Source organism: Enterobacter sp. K510, assembly GCF_055804875.1.
Genome location: NZ_JBNRLQ010000005.1, coordinates 66,008 through 79,926 on the forward strand (window position 1 = coordinate 66,008; position 13,919 = coordinate 79,926).

Sequence of the window (13,919 nt, forward strand, 5' to 3'; positions counted from 1 at the left end):
TCAGGCCGCTGAATTCGAGAGGAATCTACCACAGCGCCCGGCGGAAGCAATCATGCATGGCGTGAATGAAAGAAGGATGACAGCGGGGAAATGTAAAGAATTTGTGGCAACAAATATTGCCAGTTTAACTCAGGCGAGACGCAGTAAAATGGCCCCCAGCGCGATGCCGCAGGCGGCGGCAATCCGCATCCCGGAAACTTTCTCTTTAAGCAGCAGAAAGGCGATGAGCGCGCCAAACAAAATCGAGGTTTCCCGCAGCGCGGCGACCACCGCCAGCGGAGCCTGGGTCATCGCCCACAGCGCCAGACCGTAAGAGCCCATGGTGCCGAGGCCGCCAAAAATCCCTTTTTTCCAGTTTGTACGCAGGTAGCGCGACGCCTCCCGGCGGCGGGCGATCATCGCCCAGACCAGCAGGCAGGCGCCGTTCATGAAAAAGGTCCACAGCGTATAGCCTAGCGCGGTACCGGATAAGCGCACGCCGGTGCCGTCCACCAGCGTGTAACCGGCAATAAAGCAGGCGTTGATCAGCGCCAGCGCAATGCCTTTGCGCGAACTGGCGCGACCGTTAAACGCCATGCCAAGTATGGCAAGGCAGATCACCGCGATGCCGATCCACGCCATCGTCGACAGATGCTCACCCAGCGCCAGTACGCTTATCAGCGCCACCAGCAGCGGCGCGGTGCCGCGCATCAGCGGGTAGGTCTGGCTCATATCGGAAACCTGATAGGTTTTCGCCACCAGCACGGTGTACACCACCTGTAACACGCAGGAAAGGGCGAGATAGGGGGCGCTTGCCCACGCCGGTTGCGGCGAAAACGGCAGCAGCGCTAAGGCGATGAGGGCCGCCGATCCGCTGACGCTGATCGCCGAAAAGAGTTTATCGCTCCCCGCCTTAACAATGGCGTTCCAGCTGGCATGTAGCAGCGCGGCAAACAGCAAAATCAGGAAAACGGAGAGTGTCATAACAGGCAGCGACCGGAAGAAATGTCATAAAAATGTAACACATATTTCCGGAGAAGCCAGCAGGCTGTGGTTGAAGCAGAAGGTGAAAGAGGGGCGGTTGCCCGCCCCTCTTCGGTGCGGCTTGAACCTGAATTACCGGAGTAATTTCAGGATGGCATCAAGCAGTTGCAACAACGCAACAATGAGTTTCAGGATCAGAACTACCATATCCACTCCGCTCATACGCTTCTCCTTATGGCGTAAGGAGTACGTCCGACTGGCTTACCTTTCCGCTGCCTGTCACCAGCCGTTTTCACACGCTGTCGCTCCGTTGGCCTGGGGGCAGGCATGGCGAAACGAGGTTGTGTGTGTTGGCGTATCACAGTGTGCACTCCCGGGGTTAAGGCACTGACGGCACCACCCGTTTCAGCCAGGACTCATTCGCGCCCGACAAATTAGCAGCCCCGTATCGCACACTCTGAAAACATAACCAGTATAGAAAAAGACTGTATGCATGAACAGTATTTTTTGGACGAAATGCGATCTTTGACCGATACTCATATTGCGCAAAATTGCGCCTGTTGCCGATTCAACATATACTGTGAGAGTTGACGTAGCACAGTGTGTTCTGCGGCTCACCACTCCGCAAACGCTCGATAAAACCTCATCGCACAAACCTGTTTTGTGCCAGGGGTTTAAAAGAATAACGGCCCTCATGCAGGGCCGTTTTCTTTTGCGAAGCGCTAATCCTCATCCCTGTCGGTGTCCTTACCGTACCCCAGCGCCAGGCTGTGGCTGGGATCAAAAAGCGACAAACTTTCCACCTGATCGAGCAAAATCACCTTACGAAAATGAAAGGCCGAATGCGGCTCCGACGTCAGGGTAATATTTTGCCGCGCATAGAGCGCGCTGTAGTTATTTTCGATCTTCATTTCCGCGCTTTTAGCATCGCGGTAGCCAGTAAGCATCGGGATCAGCACGATGTTATTGAAGGAATCGCCGTCCACCGTGGCGGTGTGGATCATACCGATGTACACGCGCTGAGATTTCAGCGTCAGCCACACCAGCTGCCCGGTTTCCATGCACTGAAAGAGCAACCCTTCAATGCCATTAGCCCGCGACAGATGCTTATAGAGATTCTTTCTGCCAGCGCTGTCGAGATTAGCGCTGCGCGCCCAGTTCGAACGGTACAGGCAAAACAGAATGGCGAAGAACAGCATGATCACTACCGGGGCCTGGATGCCAAGAAAGGTCCAGTTCATAAAGGTCATCTGATAGCGGTGATCTTCGCTGCCGAACAGCTCCGGCAGGGCGTTCATCAATACCGACGTCAGCAGCAGTCCGAGCCAGACGATGGCCGTCGCTATGATGCCCTGTAAGACAAAAATGCAGCCGTACAGCGCCACCAGAAAATAGACATCCCAGCCGAAAGTCCGGCGGAATTTCAGGCGTGTCGACAGGTCGCGGCTGGTGTACCAGTAACCGCACACCATCAACACCATAAAAATAGCCGTTCCCATCCTATACCCTTTTCAGTGCTTCAACGTGCCGGGCAAAATCCTCGACCACCGCCGGACAGTGAATATTGACGCTGGCATTGCCGTCTTCATCAATGATGATGCGCTCGCCCTCTTCAATCGATTCCTGCACCTTGTTGCGGTCGATAACGTTAAGAAGCCTCTCGGGGCTGGTAAAGAGTTTATGTAGAGCATTAAACATACGCTTTCTCTTGTGACTGTAATGAATTAACTGCCTTTAATAGTAGTCGTGATGGCTGATGATGACCGTTGCAAAAGTGTGGGAAAACCTTTCAGTGCGTGAATGAGCAGCGAGATAGGGTACGTTCATGTCTAAAAAAATGGATTTTATCGACATGACTGCGTGACATGTCGATGGTATCGACATAATATGAGTTCATGTCGATAAAATGGAATTTAATGAACATGTGGAAGCCAGAACAGCCTTACAACCAATTACCTTATCTGCCGCCTGATATAGAGAGAGTAGAAACCCGTGCGGTACTCAAAGCGTGCATTGGCGCGCGTGCAGCGCTGGCAGAACTGAAGGCGGCGGGAGAGTTGTTGCCTGACCAGGGGCTACTGATAAACCTGTTACCGATGCTCGAAGCAAAGGATTCATCACGCATCGAGAACATTGTCACCACCAGCGATCAACTTTTTCAGTACGCTTCCAGAGAGGAGCATGCCGATCCCGCGACGAAAGAGGCGTTACGTTATCGCACCGCGCTCTATCAGGGGATTAACGAGCTGGATAAATACCCTCTTTGTGCAAGTTCAGCCATTAAAATATGCACAACGCTGCGCGCCGTGCAGACTGATGTGCGTAAAACGCCCGGCACCGTATTGCGCGATCAGGACATGAAGGTGATCTACACACCGCCGGAAGGTGAAACGGTTATTCGCGATTTACTAACTAACTGGGAAACCTTTATTCACAGCACGGATGATCTGGATCCATTAGTGAAAATGGCTATTTCTCACTATCAGTTTGAGTGTATTCACCCTTTCCCTGATGGCAATGGACGCACAGGCCGTATCCTCAATATCCTTTTTTTAATTGAGGCCGGTTTGCTGAGTCTCCCCGTGCTGTACCTCTCCCGGTATATCCTGGCACATAGGAATGAATACTACGCACAGCTACGAGGCGTGACAGAAAATGGGGAGTGGGAAAAATGGATCCTGTTTATGCTTAACGCAGTTGAAAATACGGCGGTCTGGACCCGTAATAAAATTTCTATCATCCGGGCGCTGGTTGAAAATACGGCGCTGCTTATTCGGGAAAAGTTACCCAAAATTTATAGCTGGGAACTGGTGCAAATATTGTTTGCACAGCCTTATTGTCGCATCGAAAACCTGGTCGAAGCCGGGATAGCCAGACGGCAAACGGCATCCGTTTACCTTAAACAGTTGGTAGGGCTGGGTGTGCTTGAAGATACCGTTGCTGGCCGGGAAAAGCTGTATATCAACACCCGTTTATTACAGGAAATGAATAACTAATATCACTCATTCAGGTTGCAGAAAATCGTGATCGTTCACGCATTTTCACCCCCCGCCGCACAAAACCATTGTCACCGGCGGCATCCTGTGCTTGTATGAATCCTGTTAAAAAATGAACTGAGAACCCTAATGCACCCATCCATGCTGACCTCGACCCTACTAAATACCGCGCCATTCGCCGCGGTGGTCGTCGTGCGTGTGGTGGTGGTCGTCGGCATCGCGCCGTAGGGTCCGGAACACACGATTCCAAACCCCGCCGGCGCAAACCGGGCGGGGTTTTTTATTGTGACCTCCCCGGAAAGTCGGCCCAGAAGAACAGGACTGGAGCATGGCAATTTCGGACACAACATCACAGACAAAGCGCTTTACCGGCGCGCAATTAATCGTTCATTTACTGGAGCGCCAGGGCATCACCATCGTGACCGGCATTCCCGGCGGCACCGTGCTGCCGCTGTATGACGCATTAAGCCAGAGCACGCAGATCCGCCATGTGCTCGCCCGTCATGAGCAGGGCGCCGGTTTTATCGCCCAGGGCATGGCGCGTACCCAGGGCAAACCGGCGGTGTGCATGGCCTGTAGCGGGCCGGGCGCGACCAACCTGGTCACCGCCATTGCTGACGCGCGTCTCGATTCGGTTCCACTGGTGTGCATTACCGGTCAGGTTCCCTCCTCAATGATTGGCACCGATGCCTTCCAGGAAGTGGACACCTACGGCATCTCTATCCCCATCACCAAGCACAACTATCTGGTGCGTGACATCCGCGAACTGCCGCAGGTGATAAGCGACGCTTTCCGCATCGCGCAGTCAGGCCGTCCCGGCCCGGTGTGGATAGATATTCCCAAGGATATTCAGACCACTGAAATCGAACTGAGCGAGCTCCCCGAGCCTGGCGGCGTGGCGGCGGCACCGATCTATGAATCGCAAAGCGTGCGCGATGCCGCGACCATGATTAACCAGGCGCAGCGCCCGGTGCTCTATCTCGGCGGCGGGGTGATCAACGCGCCGGAGGCGGTGCGCACGCTGGCGGAAAAAGCCAATCTGCCTACCACCATGACGCTGATGGCCCTCGGCATGTTGCCGAAAGCGCACCCGTTATCGCTGGGGATGCTGGGGATGCACGGCGCGCGCAGCACCAACTTTATTTTGCAGGAAGCGGATCTGCTGATCGTGCTGGGAGCGCGTTTTGATGACCGGGCGATTGGCAAAGCGGAGCAGTTCTGTCCGAACGCGAAAATCATTCACGTCGATATCGATCGTGCGGAGCTGGGCAAAATCCGTCAGCCGCATATCGCCATTCAGGGAGATGTCGGCGAGGTTCTGGCGGAGCTGATCCCGCAAATCGAGGCGCAGCCGCGCGCGGCCTGGCGCGATCTGGTGGCGCAGCTGCAACAGGAGTTTCCGGCAAACATGCCGGGGATGGACGATCCGCTTTCCCATTACGGTATTATCCGTGCGGCAGCAGCCTGTGTGGACGACAGCGCTATTATCACCACCGACGTGGGCCAGCATCAGATGTGGACCGCGCAGGCCTATCCGTTGAACCGCCCGCGCCAGTGGTTGACCTCCGGCGGCCTCGGCACCATGGGCTTTGGTCTGCCCGCCGCCATTGGCGCGGCGCTGGCGAACCCGGACCGCAAAGTGTTGTGCTTCTCCGGCGACGGCAGCCTGATGATGAACATTCAGGAGCTGGCTACCGCTGCGGAAAATAATCTCGATGTGAAAATCATTCTGATGAATAACGAAGCGCTGGGACTGGTGCATCAGCAGCAAAGCCTGTTCTATCAGCAGGGCGTGTTTGCCGCTACCTATCCGGGGATGGTGAACTTTATGCAGATCGCTGCCGGATTCGGGCTCTACAGCTGTGATTTAAATGGCGAAGCGGATCCGCAGGCTGCCCTGCAGGCGGCGATTTCCCGCCCTGGCCCGGCGCTGATCCACGTGCGTATCGACGCCGAACAAAAAGTGTATCCGATGGTGCCGCCGGGCGCGGCCAATACTGAGATGGTGGGAGAATAAGCCATGCAACATTCCGAACATGACAATGTGATCCTTGAACTCACCGTCCGTAACCATCCCGGCGTAATGACCCACGTCTGCGGCCTGTTCGCCCGGCGCGCCTTTAACGTCGAAGGCATTCTCTGTCTGCCGCTACAGGGCGGCGAGCAAAGCCGCATCTGGCTACTGGTCGCCAACGATCAGCGTCTGGAGCAGATGATAAGCCAGATCGACAAGCTGGAAGATGTGGTGCAGGTGATCCGCCACCAGACGGATCCCGGCGTGTTCAACAAACTGGGGCTGTTTTTCGAGTAAACCGCGATTCACTCACTCCCGTTGCCGGGAGTGAGCACTTTCACAAAGCCGTTACGGCAGCGGTCAGGGTAATCAGCCGGTAACGGTCGGTCGCTGATCAGCACATCAAAAGCGGCGAGCGGGGCAATGTTCGCCTGCGCCACCTCATCAAAACGCGCATATCGCGCGAGCAAAATCTTGCGCAGCCCGCGCTCCATGGCTTTGCGTTTCATCGGCAGATCGTCCGGGTTAAACCAGGTGACGCCGAACTGCGCATGCACGCCGCTGGCCGAAATAAAGACTTTGCGCGGGTTGAGCGAATCGAGAACCGAGGCATTCACCGGATCGTAAAACGCATCGCTTTTCGCCCGATAGGTGCCGCCGCACAGCATGGCGGTGGTGTTGGGCCGCGCGTTAAGCGCCATAAATACCTGATGGGAATAGCAAATACCGGTAAAGGCGATGTCGTCGGGGATCATGCTGATGACCAGCGGCATTTCCGGGCCGTTATCGAAAAACACCACATCGTTCTCGCTTACCAGCCCGGCGGCGAGGATCGCCATCGGCACATCGTCGCGATGATGCCCGGCCACCGGCGCGGCAGGCTGGCTGGCAGACGGGGCGGCGGGCTTATTCACCATCACGATGTAACCGCCCAGCAGCGCCAGCGGCAGCGGTTCATCATCCTGACTGAAATCGCGGCGGATGGTCATCACAGAAACTTCCAGCATACGCGCCGCCTCCTTCAGATGGATGCGATCGGTCTTTTTGAGCAGCTCCGTCAGCCGACGAATTCGCTCTTTCTGCTTGGTTTCCATTCACTTTCTCCGCAATACAGGCCTGAACGCTGATGTTCCTAAAGTAACATTTTCCCCGGAAAGCGGGAATAACGGCGCGTAAAATGTTCCTGTAATCGCGAGACAAGTCACAAATGATACTAAAATAACATGTTAGTGTTACGATAATATCATTGTTATGTGATTGTTTCAGAGAGGTAGTAAAAATGGATATTGCAGTCATCGGCTCCAACATGGTGGATTTGATCACCTACACCCACCAGATGCCGAAAGAGGGCGAAACCCTCGAAGCGCCGGCGTTTAAAATCGGCTGCGGCGGCAAAGGCGCAAACCAGGCGGTGGCGGCGGCGAAGCTCAACTCGAAAGTGCTGATGCTGACCAAAGTGGGCGATGACATATTTGCCGACAACACTATCCGTAATCTGGAATCCTGGGGCATCAACACCACTTACGTTGAAAAAGTGCCCTGCACCAGCAGTGGCGTTGCACCGATTTTTGTCAATCCGAATTCCAGCAACAGCATTCTGATTATTAAGGGCGCGAACAAATTCCTCTCGCCGGAAGATATCGACCGCGCGGCGGAGGACCTGAAAAAATGTAAGCTCATCGTTTTACAGCTCGAAGTGCAGCTGGAAACGGTTTATCACGCTATTGAGTTTGGTAAAAAACACGGCATCGAAGTCTTACTGAATCCCGCCCCGGCATTGCGTGAATTAGATATGTCCTATGCCTGCAAATGTGATTTCTTCGTGCCGAACGAAACCGAACTGGAAATTCTCACCGGTATGCCGGTTGATCACCTTGATAATATCCGTCTGGCGGCCCGCAGCCTGATCGACAAAGGGCTGAACAATATTATCGTCACCATGGGCGAGAAAGGCGCGTTGTGGATGACGCGGGATAGCGACGTGCATGTTCCGGCCATCAAAGTGAATGCGATTGATACCAGCGGCGCAGGCGATGCCTTTATTGGCTGCTTTGCCCACTACTACGTCCAGAGCGGTGATGTCGAAGCCGCCATGAGAAAAGCCTCGCGTTTCGCCGCCTTCAGCGTAACGGGCAAAGGCACCCAGTCGTCTTACCCCAGCATTGAGCAATTCAATGAGTTTCTGGCGTTAAACGAATAATAATAAACCCTGCAACGTAAAAGGTAGCACTATGAACGATAAAAACATCGTTCAGATGCCCGACGGGTATCTGAATAAAACCCCTCTGTTCCAGTTTATTTTGTTATCCTGCCTGTTCCCGTTATGGGGATGCGCTGCTGCGTTAAACGATATATTAATTACGCAGTTTAAAAGCGTATTTTCATTAAGTAATTTCGCCTCTGCCTTAGTGCAGAGCGCATTTTACGGCGGGTATTTTTTAATTGCTATTCCGGCTTCGCTGGTCATTAAGAAAAGCAGTTATAAGATGGCGATTTTAATCGGCCTGACGCTCTATATTGTCGGCTGTACGTTATTTTTCCCGGCGTCGCACATGGCCACCTACACCATGTTCCTCGCTGCGATCTTCGCTATCGCCATCGGCTTAAGTTTCCTTGAAACTGCTGCTAATACCTACAGCTCGATGCTCGGGCCAAAATCCCACGCCACCCTGCGCCTTAACGTCAGCCAGACGTTTTATCCGGTTGGCGCGATAGCGGGCATTCTGCTCGGAAAATATCTGGTGTTTTCCGAAGGCGACAGCCTGGAAAAACAGATGGCGGGCATGAACGCCGCGCAGATGCATGACTTTAAAGTGCTGATGCTGGAAAACACCCTCGAACCCTATAAGTACATGATCATGGTGCTAGTGGTGGTCATGGTGCTGTTTATGCTGACGCGCTTCCCGACCTGCAAAGTGGCGCAGACCACGAAACGCCAGCGCCCGTCGGCAATGGACACGCTGCGCTATCTGGCGGGTAACGCCCGCTTCCGTCGCGGCATTATCGCGCAGTTCCTTTATGTCGGTATGCAGGTCGCGGTGTGGTCGTTCACTATCCGTCTGGCGCTGGAGTTAGGTGACATCAACGAGCGCGATGCCTCTAACTTTATGGTCTACAGCTTCATCTGCTTCTTTATCGGTAAATTTGTCGCCAACCTCCTGATGACCCGCTTCAACCCGGAAAAAGTGCTGATCCTCTATTCAGTGATTGGCGCGCTTTTCCTGGCCTATGTGGCGCTCGCACCAAACTTTACCGCGGTCTACGTGGCGGTCGCGGTGAGCATTCTGTTCGGGCCGTGCTGGGCGACCATCTATGCCGGGACGCTGGACACGGTGGATAACGAGCACACGGAAATGGCGGGCGCGGTGATCGTGATGGCGATTGTCGGCGCGGCGGTGGTTCCGGCGGTGCAGGGCTATGCGGCAGATCTGTTCCACTCGCTGCAACTCTCCTTCGTGGTTTCCATGCTGTGCTTTGTCTATGTCGGCATCTATTTCTGGCGTGAATCGAAAGTGGTTAATAAGGAGGCACCTCATGGCAACGCGACTGACACTGTGGCGTGAGTTATTTACCGCGCAGCCGAAAATCCTGCTGGAAAACAGCGACTTCAGGGTCACCGCTTTTCGTTACGCCAGCGGCGTGGAAGGGCTGAAAGTGGCGAACACGCGCGGGCATCTGGTGATCCTGCCGTGGCTGGGGCAGATGATCTGGGACGCGGAATTTGACGGTCATGACCTGACCATGAAAAACATGTTCCGCCAGCCGAAACCGGCCAAAGAGATCGTCGATACCTACGGCTGTTTCGCTTTCCACTCCGGGCTGCTGGCAAACGGCTGCCCGTCGCCGGAAGATAATCACCCGCTGCACGGTGAAATGGCCTGCGCGGCGATGGACGACGCCTGGCTGGAGCTGGACGGCGAGGCACTGCGTATCGGCGGGCGCTACGAGTATGTGATGGGCTTCGGGCATCACTACGAAGCGCAGCCGTCGGTCACGCTGCATAGCGCCAGTGCGCTGTTCGACATCCATATGGCGGTGACCAATCTGGCGTCGGTGGCGATGCCGTTGCAGTACATGTGCCATATGAATTACGCCTATGTCCCGCAGGCGGCGTTCAGCCAGAACCTGCCGGATGAGGCGCTGGCGCTGCGGGAGTCTGTTCCGGCGCACGTGAAGCCCACCGAACAGTGGCTGGCGTTTAACGAACGCATCAGACAGGGTGAGGCCACGCTGACAACGTTAAGCGAGCCGCAGTTTTACGATCCGGAAATTGTCTTCTTTGCCGATAAACTCGATCGCTACACCGCGGCGCCGGAATTCAGGATGACCGGGCCGGATGGCACCACCTTTGTCACCCGCTTTTCCAGCGCCGAGTTCAATTATGTCACGCGCTGGATCTTATATAACGGCGATCAGCAGGTGGCGGCCTTTGCCCTGCCGGCGACCTGTCGTCCGGAAGGATTTCTGGCGGCAGAGCGTAACGGTAGCCTGCTGATGCTGGCGCCCCAGGAAACCCGGCGTTTCACGGTCACCACCGGCATTACGGCATAAACTGAGGCTGTACGTCGCCGCGTTTACCCTTATGATAAGCGCTCGCAAAAGGTGCTGGAGCTTTCATGATTTGGTTAACGCTGGCGACGCTGGTCGTCGTGTTTGTCGTGGGATTTAGGGTATTAACATCAGATTCCCGTCGGGCGGTGCGCCGTCTGAATGAACGGCTCGGCATCACACCGGTGCCGGTGGAATCGATGCTGGATCAGATGGGAAAAGCCGCCGGTGCGGAGTACATTCAGTATCTGGCGCGCCCGGATGAAGCACATCTGCAAAATGCCGCGCAGGTGTTGCTGGTGTGGCAGGCATGTATTGTCGACGCCAGCGAGCAAAACCTCCAGTACTGGTACCGTCTGCTGAAAAAAGCCCGCCTTGCCGCCCCGCTGACCGACGCCCAGGTGCGTCAGGCGCTCGGCTTCCTGCGCGAGCTGGAGCCGGACGTGGCGGAAATCAATAATTTCCAGGTACGCTATAACGCGCTCTTTATGCCGGACGACGGCGTGCACTGGCTGCACTGATTTTTCCCCTCTCCCCTGGGGAGAGGGAAAATCCTGAATCCGCACTAAAGTTGCTAAAACGTTAAATACGTCACACTCACAATGTTACACTGCGCAACTTTCTCGCCAATACCGACGCAGGGGACGACATGAGTGAGCATAAAGAAGGACAGCAGCGACCAAACTGGTCGGCAGTGTTTGCCGTCGCGTTTTGCGTGGCCTGCTTAATTACGGTGGAATTTCTGCCGGTCAGCCTGTTAACGCCGATGGCGCAGGACTTAGGCATTTCTGAAGGCGTGGCCGGGCAGTCCGTCACGGTGACGGCATTTGTCGCCATGTTTGCCAGCCTGTTTATTACCCAGACCATTCGCACCATCGATCGGCGCTACGTGGTGATTTTATTCTCCGTGCTGCTGACGCTTTCGTGCCTGCTGGTCTCCTTTGCCAACAACTTCACGCTGATGCTGCTGGGTCGCGCCTGTCTGGGCGTCGCGCTCGGCGGCTTCTGGGCGATGTCCGCTTCGCTGACCATGCGACTGGTGCCGGCGCGCACCGTGCCGAAAGCGCTGTCGGTGATCTTCGGCGCGGTGTCCATTGCGCTGGTGATCGCAGCCCCGCTTGGCAGCTTCCTCGGCGGCATTATCGGCTGGCGTAACGTGTTTAATGCCGCCGCCGTGATGGGCGTCATCTGCACAATCTGGGTCTGGAAAGCGCTGCCGTCGCTGCCGGGCGAACCGATGCAGCACAAACAGGATATGTTCGGCATTCTGAAACGTCCTGGCGTGTTCGCAGGGATGTGCGCCATTTTCATGGCTTTTGCCGGGCAGTTCGCCTTCTTTACCTACATCCGCCCGGTTTACATGAGCATGGCCGGTTTCGACGTGGACGGCCTGACGCTGGTGCTGCTGAGCTTCGGTATCGCCAGTTTTGTCGGCACATCTATGTCATCGCTGTTCCTGAAAAGATCGCTGAAACTGGCGCTGACCTGCGCGCCGCTGTTACTGGCGGTCAGTGCGCTGGTGCTGATGCTGTGGGGCAGTAATAAGATCGTGGCCGCCGCTATTGCGATGGTGTGGGGCTTAGGTTTTGCGCTGGTGCCGGTGGGCTGGTCGACGTGGATCACCCGTTCGCTTTCCGATCAGGCAGAAAAAGCCGGATCACTTCAGGTGGCGGTGATCCAGCTTGCCAATACCTGTGGCGCCGCTGTTGGCGGTTATGCTCTCGATAACCTCGGCCTGCTCTCGCCGCTGGTTATCTCCGGTAGCCTGATGCTGCTCACGGCGCTACTGGTGGCCGCGAAAGTTCGCGTAAAAGAGGTGCATTGAGGGTTAACGGTCATTATGCCGGGTGATGGCTTGCGCCTTACCCGGCTTTTACATCTGTAGGCCCGGCAAGCCTGCGCCGCCGGGCGTGACACATCACACTACTCAGAACCACGCTTCCCACATCGCGCCGACGTTGAACGAATCCAGGGTTTCATCATCGGTATTGTTGATACGCGCGGTGCGTTCGTTATCCACCTTGCCGCCGGTCACGTAGAAGCGCAGCATCGGACGGAACTCCGGTCCCATGTCGATGGAGATGTTCTGCGACAGCGTGGCTTTCCAGCCGTGGTTATCCCCGCCCTGGTCGAAATCAACTTTCTGCCAGCCCAGTTCCAGCCAGGTGGAATGCACCTGGTTCCACCAGTACATCGGACGCACAATGGCGTTGTAGTTGCGGCGATCGTCGATGTTGTTCGCATCGTTCGAATAGTCGTGGTACGCCAGCAGGTATTCGACCTGTGCCTGTTGGGTAAACTTGTAGTTACCTTCAAAGCTGGCGTAGATCGCCGTCAGCTCGTCCGTTTTGTTGTAGACGCTGTTATCCGAGTTATCGGAGTAGCGGGCGATCACTTTATTCACGCCGCTGTCGCCGGTGTGGCTCAGCACCACGCCGCCCTGCCAGGCTTTCAGACGCTCATCGCTGTCGACGGCTTTCGAATCAAAGCCATAGTTGGCGTACAGCTCCACGTCGATCGGACCGGCTTTGATGCCGTGAACTTTCGAGGTCACCGCATAGTTGCCTTTATCGCCGGTGCCGGAGCCGCCGGTACAGGTAATACGCGACGGGTTGCCTTCGTCATTCATCACTTCCGGGCTACAGGATTCCACGGCGGCCACGGTGGCCAGGTCAAACTGCACGCCGCCGATGTCGAAGTTTTTGATCCCCGCGCCCTGGCCGTCGTGATTCATCCAGAAGTAGTCGTTGATGCCCTGTTGCGGACGCTGATGGAAGTCACGACCCGCCCAGATATAGGCGTTCGGGTTGGACTCCAGAATGTTGGTCACCCCGGCATAGGCTTTTTTCAGGTTCACCTCGTCGCCCCAGTGATCGATCATCACATTGATGTCCCAGATGGCGCCGTTCGAGCCTTTAAAGGCTTTGGAAAGCTGGAACTCGCCGCCGTTGCCTTCGTTACCCAGACGACCAATCGCCGAGGAGCCGTTATAAGAGCCATCGACGCCGACAAATTTCTGATCGCCGCTCTGGAACTGCGCGCCGTAACGCGCATAGCCGGTGAACTTCACACCGAACGGGATCGCCATGTCCGGCGTCTGGGCGGTGCTTTGCGGCTCGGTGATGACGTCGGCTTTCTTCGCAATGGCCGCGTCCATTTTCGCCTGGCGCTCCGCCAGGGCTTTATCCACCGCTTTTGCCACGATGGCGTCGATCTGTTCCTGAGTAAATTCCTGTGCCACTACGTTTCCTGAGCAAAGCGCAGCCATGACCGCCAGCGCCACCGGAAGTTTTTTATTTAATTTCATGTTTGTCTCAATGTAGTAAATTATTTTCAGACAATAATCATCCCGCCCGTATTAAACGGAATAATTGTGCTATCACCATGTCATATTATTT

15 protein-coding genes are annotated in these 13,919 nt (G+C 55.5%); 9 read left to right on the plus strand and 6 right to left on the minus strand.

Annotated features, from left to right (window positions below; all coding sequences use genetic code 11):
• Positions 1 to 129: 129 nt before the first annotated feature.
• The 4 genes from ACQUTD_RS10035 to ACQUTD_RS10050 all read right to left on the minus strand — a co-directional run bounded on the left by ACQUTD_RS10035 (position 130) and on the right by ACQUTD_RS10050 (position 2,661).
• The gene (locus ACQUTD_RS10035) at positions 130 to 963 is read right to left on the minus strand and encodes an EamA family transporter (protein ID WP_473275413.1); all 834 of its coding nucleotides are present in this window, start codon (positions 961 to 963) and stop codon (positions 130 to 132) included.
• 132 nt (positions 964 to 1,095) lie between these two features.
• A complete protein-coding gene (gene tisB, locus ACQUTD_RS10040; protein ID WP_072570935.1) occupies positions 1,096 to 1,185 on the minus strand; it encodes a type I toxin-antitoxin system toxin TisB in 90 nt (29 codons plus the stop codon).
• Between the two features lie 500 nt (positions 1,186 to 1,685).
• The gene (locus tag ACQUTD_RS10045; protein ID WP_473275411.1) at positions 1,686 to 2,462 is read right to left on the minus strand and encodes a hypothetical protein; all 777 of its coding nucleotides are present in this window, start codon (positions 2,460 to 2,462) and stop codon (positions 1,686 to 1,688) included.
• A gap of 1 nt (position 2,463) precedes the next feature.
• Positions 2,464 to 2,661 carry a hypothetical protein gene (locus ACQUTD_RS10050; protein WP_318362510.1) on the minus strand — a complete coding sequence of 66 codons (198 nt, stop codon included), beginning with the start codon at positions 2,659 to 2,661 and terminating at the stop codon, positions 2,464 to 2,466.
• 218 nt (positions 2,662 to 2,879) lie between these two features.
• On the opposite strand from ACQUTD_RS10050, the gene fic reads away from it, so the two are divergent.
• The 4 genes from fic to ilvN all read left to right on the plus strand — a co-directional run bounded on the left by fic (position 2,880) and on the right by ilvN (position 6,270).
• Positions 2,880 to 3,959 carry a protein adenylyltransferase Fic gene (fic, locus tag ACQUTD_RS10055; protein ID WP_318362511.1) on the plus strand — a complete coding sequence of 360 codons (1,080 nt, stop codon included), beginning with the start codon at positions 2,880 to 2,882 and terminating at the stop codon, positions 3,957 to 3,959.
• A 129-nt stretch (positions 3,960 to 4,088) separates the two neighbouring features.
• Complete coding sequence (ivbL, locus tag ACQUTD_RS10060) at positions 4,089 to 4,187, plus strand: ilvB operon leader peptide IvbL (RefSeq protein WP_072570946.1); 99 nt, start codon at positions 4,089 to 4,091, stop codon at positions 4,185 to 4,187.
• 100 nt (positions 4,188 to 4,287) lie between these two features.
• Complete coding sequence (ilvB, locus tag ACQUTD_RS10065) at positions 4,288 to 5,976, plus strand: acetolactate synthase large subunit (RefSeq protein WP_473275406.1); 1,689 nt, start codon at positions 4,288 to 4,290, stop codon at positions 5,974 to 5,976.
• A 3-nt stretch (positions 5,977 to 5,979) separates the two neighbouring features.
• The gene (gene ilvN / locus ACQUTD_RS10070; RefSeq protein ID WP_072570949.1) at positions 5,980 to 6,270 is read left to right on the plus strand and encodes an acetolactate synthase small subunit; all 291 of its coding nucleotides are present in this window, start codon (positions 5,980 to 5,982) and stop codon (positions 6,268 to 6,270) included.
• 8 nt (positions 6,271 to 6,278) lie between these two features.
• Here ilvN and ACQUTD_RS10075 read toward each other — a convergent pair whose 3' ends face one another.
• Complete coding sequence (locus tag ACQUTD_RS10075) at positions 6,279 to 7,067, minus strand: DeoR family transcriptional regulator (protein ID WP_318362513.1); 789 nt, start codon at positions 7,065 to 7,067, stop codon at positions 6,279 to 6,281.
• A gap of 185 nt (positions 7,068 to 7,252) precedes the next feature.
• Between ACQUTD_RS10075 and rbsK the strand changes: the two genes are divergently transcribed.
• The 5 genes from rbsK to nepI all read left to right on the plus strand — a co-directional run bounded on the left by rbsK (position 7,253) and on the right by nepI (position 12,346).
• Positions 7,253 to 8,173 carry a ribokinase gene (rbsK, locus tag ACQUTD_RS10080; protein ID WP_318374113.1) on the plus strand — a complete coding sequence of 307 codons (921 nt, stop codon included), beginning with the start codon at positions 7,253 to 7,255 and terminating at the stop codon, positions 8,171 to 8,173.
• A gap of 31 nt (positions 8,174 to 8,204) precedes the next feature.
• Complete coding sequence (fucP, locus tag ACQUTD_RS10085) at positions 8,205 to 9,536, plus strand: L-fucose:H+ symporter permease (RefSeq protein WP_072570954.1); 1,332 nt, start codon at positions 8,205 to 8,207, stop codon at positions 9,534 to 9,536.
• The gene (locus ACQUTD_RS10090; protein WP_473275403.1) at positions 9,508 to 10,524 is read left to right on the plus strand and encodes a DUF4432 family protein; all 1,017 of its coding nucleotides are present in this window, start codon (positions 9,508 to 9,510) and stop codon (positions 10,522 to 10,524) included. Before fucP ends, ACQUTD_RS10090 begins: the two co-directional genes overlap by 29 nt.
• A gap of 65 nt (positions 10,525 to 10,589) precedes the next feature.
• Positions 10,590 to 11,042, plus strand: coding sequence for a DUF1198 family protein (locus tag ACQUTD_RS10095; RefSeq protein WP_318362516.1), 453 nt, complete (start codon positions 10,590 to 10,592; stop codon positions 11,040 to 11,042).
• Between the two features lie 128 nt (positions 11,043 to 11,170).
• Positions 11,171 to 12,346, plus strand: coding sequence for a purine ribonucleoside efflux pump NepI (gene nepI, locus ACQUTD_RS10100; RefSeq protein ID WP_072570960.1), 1,176 nt, complete (start codon positions 11,171 to 11,173; stop codon positions 12,344 to 12,346).
• A 102-nt stretch (positions 12,347 to 12,448) separates the two neighbouring features.
• Here nepI and ACQUTD_RS10105 read toward each other — a convergent pair whose 3' ends face one another.
• Positions 12,449 to 13,828 (minus strand): carbohydrate porin, encoded by a 1,380-nt coding sequence (locus ACQUTD_RS10105; protein WP_318362517.1) that lies wholly within the window; start codon positions 13,826 to 13,828, stop codon positions 12,449 to 12,451.
• Positions 13,829 to 13,919 lie beyond the last annotated feature (91 nt).

Excerpts from the sequence above, each read along its gene's own strand:
- ACQUTD_RS10090 (WP_473275403.1), top strand. The coding sequence starts at position 9,508 with ATGGCAACGCGACTGACACTGTGGCGTGAGTTATTTACCGCGCAGCCG.
- ACQUTD_RS10045 (WP_473275411.1), bottom strand. The coding sequence starts at position 2,462 with ATGGGAACGGCTATTTTTATGGTGTTGATGGTGTGCGGTTACTGGTAC.
- ACQUTD_RS10105 (WP_318362517.1), bottom strand. The coding sequence starts at position 13,828 with ATGAAATTAAATAAAAAACTTCCGGTGGCGCTGGCGGTCATGGCTGCG.
- fic (WP_318362511.1), top strand. The coding sequence starts at position 2,880 with ATGAACATGTGGAAGCCAGAACAGCCTTACAACCAATTACCTTATCTG.
- nepI (WP_072570960.1), top strand. The coding sequence starts at position 11,171 with ATGAGTGAGCATAAAGAAGGACAGCAGCGACCAAACTGGTCGGCAGTG.
- ilvN (WP_072570949.1), top strand. The coding sequence starts at position 5,980 with ATGCAACATTCCGAACATGACAATGTGATCCTTGAACTCACCGTCCGT.
- ilvB (WP_473275406.1), top strand. The coding sequence starts at position 4,288 with ATGGCAATTTCGGACACAACATCACAGACAAAGCGCTTTACCGGCGCG.
- tisB (WP_072570935.1), bottom strand. The coding sequence starts at position 1,185 with ATGAGCGGAGTGGATATGGTAGTTCTGATCCTGAAACTCATTGTTGCG.
- fucP (WP_072570954.1), top strand. The coding sequence starts at position 8,205 with ATGAACGATAAAAACATCGTTCAGATGCCCGACGGGTATCTGAATAAA.
- ACQUTD_RS10050 (WP_318362510.1), bottom strand. The coding sequence starts at position 2,661 with ATGTTTAATGCTCTACATAAACTCTTTACCAGCCCCGAGAGGCTTCTT.
- ACQUTD_RS10095 (WP_318362516.1), top strand. The coding sequence starts at position 10,590 with ATGATTTGGTTAACGCTGGCGACGCTGGTCGTCGTGTTTGTCGTGGGA.
- ivbL (WP_072570946.1), top strand. The coding sequence starts at position 4,089 with ATGCACCCATCCATGCTGACCTCGACCCTACTAAATACCGCGCCATTC.
- ACQUTD_RS10075 (WP_318362513.1), bottom strand. The coding sequence starts at position 7,067 with ATGGAAACCAAGCAGAAAGAGCGAATTCGTCGGCTGACGGAGCTGCTC.
- rbsK (WP_318374113.1), top strand. The coding sequence starts at position 7,253 with ATGGATATTGCAGTCATCGGCTCCAACATGGTGGATTTGATCACCTAC.
- ACQUTD_RS10035 (WP_473275413.1), bottom strand. The coding sequence starts at position 963 with ATGACACTCTCCGTTTTCCTGATTTTGCTGTTTGCCGCGCTGCTACAT.